We start from the raw sequence: 2,243 nt of genomic DNA on the forward strand, positions 1-2,243 counted from the left end.
CAGACCCCGGCGCAAGAAAGCTTCGTAGCTGGATGGTCGACCGGAGCTGATCCACCTTCGCAATCGTGGACCATCGAGGCATCAACCTGCGGCACGGCTGCCATTGCTGCTTCGCAAGCAATCGTGAAACGCGAGGCAAGCAGCAACCCCATCGCCAGGCTGATAATCAACCGGCTCAGTCGTTGCGGTCGAGGTGCGACCCCGCTCACGCCATTATGGTATCCCAGCTTCCATCGATCGCAACGCGACCGAGTGCCCTCACAACCGTAGCGCCTTCAGTCGAAGTGAGTTGGAGATGACAGCCACCGAGCTGAACGCCATCGCGGCACCGGCAACGATCGGGCTCAGGAGCCAGCCAAAAAACGGGTAGAACAAGCCGGCAGCCAGCGGCACGCCGGCAGCGTTGAAGATGAAGGAAAAGAACAGGTTTTCGCGAATGTTGCGCATGGTCGCCCGGCTGAGGCGGCGTGCCCTGACAATGCCCTTCAGGTCTCCTTTCACGAGCGTTACCGCAGCGCTCTCCATGGCGACATCGGTCCCAGTGCCCATGGCAATGCCGACAGTAGCCGCCGCGAGCGCCGGCGCGTCGTTAATGCCGTCCCCGGCCATCGCCACATGTCGCCCCTGGGCGCGCAACTCCTCGACGATGCGCTGCTTGTCTTGCGGCAGCACGTCGGCAATCACCTCGTCGATGCCACCGACTTTTCGGGCAACCGCGTCGGCCGTGGTGCGATTGTCGCCGGTGAGCATGATGACGCGAATGCCCTCGCTGCGGAGCGCCTGAACCGCCTCGGGAGCGGTCTCCTTGACCGGATCGGCGACGGCGACCAGTCCACCGAGCTTGCCGTCGACACCCAGGAACATCACCCCGCGCCCCTCGGCGCGGTGGGCATCGGCGGCAGCCAGAATGGGCGCCGGATCTATGCCGCCTCCGACCAGCAACGCTTTATTTCCCAAAATGACGTTTCGGCCATCAACGGTGCCCGTCACCCCCTTGCCCGTCTGCGATGCAAACTCCTGGACTTCCGGCACTTGGAGACCGCGGTCCGCAGCGCCCTCGACGATCGCTGCAGCCAACGGGTGCTCGCTTCCCCGCTCAAGGGCGGCAGCCAGCCGGAGGAGCTCATCAGCGGTAAGCGGGCCGCCGTCAGCCGGTTCCACGGCAACGAGCTTCGGCTTGCCCAAGGTGAGCGTGCCGGTTTTATCGACCACGAGTGTGTCGATCTTCTCCATGAGCTCGAGGGCCTCGGCATTCTTCACCAGAACGCCAGCCTGCGCGCCGCGGCCCGTGCCGACCATGATCGACATGGGCGTCGCAAGTCCGAGCGCACATGGGCAGGCGATGATGAGAACCGCGACTGCATTGACAAGGGCGAAGCTGATTGCGGGCTCCGGTCCCCATACTGACCAGGCAGCGAATGAAAGCAGCGAGATTGCGATGACGACGGGAACGAACCACCCGGAAACCGTGTCAGCGAGGCTCTGAATCGGCGCGCGCGACCGCTGTGCTTGCGCGACCATGCGTACGATCTGCGATAGCATCGTGTCCTGCCCCACTCGCGTAGCGCGAACGACGAGCATGCCGGTTCCGTTGACGGTGGCTCCCGTAACCTTGTCGCCGGTCGTCTTCTCGACCGGAACTGGCTCGCCGGTTAGCATTGACTCGTCGACCGACGAACGGCCCTCCTCGACTTCGCCGTCGACAGGCACCTTCTCACCCGGCCGCACGCGCAAGCGATCGCCAACGCCAACATGCTCGAGAGGAACGTCTGTCTCGGTCGCATCAGGTGCGATGCGTCGCGCGGTTTTGGGTGCTAAGCCAAGAAGCGCCCTGATGGCGCGTCCCGTGGCTGCCCGCGCACGAAGCTCGAGCACCTGGCCCAGAAGCACGAGCGCCACGATGACAGCTGCCGCCTCGAAATAGACGGGCACTTGGCCGCCCATGGTGCGGAAGGCCTGCGGGAACAGCCCAGGAAAGAGCGTAGCAACGAGGCTATAAAGATAGGCTACACCGACACCCAACGCGATCAAGGTGAACATATTGAGCCGGCGGCTTAGGATCGACGCCCAGCCACGCTCGAAGAATGGCTTGCCGCCCCAGAGGACCACAGGCGTCGCGAGCGCCAGCTGAACCCACATGGACGTCCGCATGGGCAGAGGCTCCCAGCCCACAACCTCCGCGCCGAGGGTCAAAACGACCAGAGGCACCGATAACGCGGCGCTGACCCAGAACCGCCGCGTCA

The 2,243-nt window shown here is 64.2% G+C and carries 2 protein-coding genes; both read right to left on the reverse strand.

The window, feature by feature from the left end:
* Positions 1–209 (reverse strand): hypothetical protein (locus AC5JDC_RS23895; RefSeq protein WP_495845241.1); only part of this gene is annotated, 209 nt, incomplete at its 3' end.
* A gap of 49 nt (positions 210–258) precedes the next feature.
* On the reverse strand, positions 259–2,243 hold a 1,985-nt coding region (locus AC5JDC_RS23900), incomplete at its 5' end, for a copper-translocating P-type ATPase (RefSeq protein WP_495845243.1).

Source organism: Kumtagia sp., assembly GCF_059502445.1.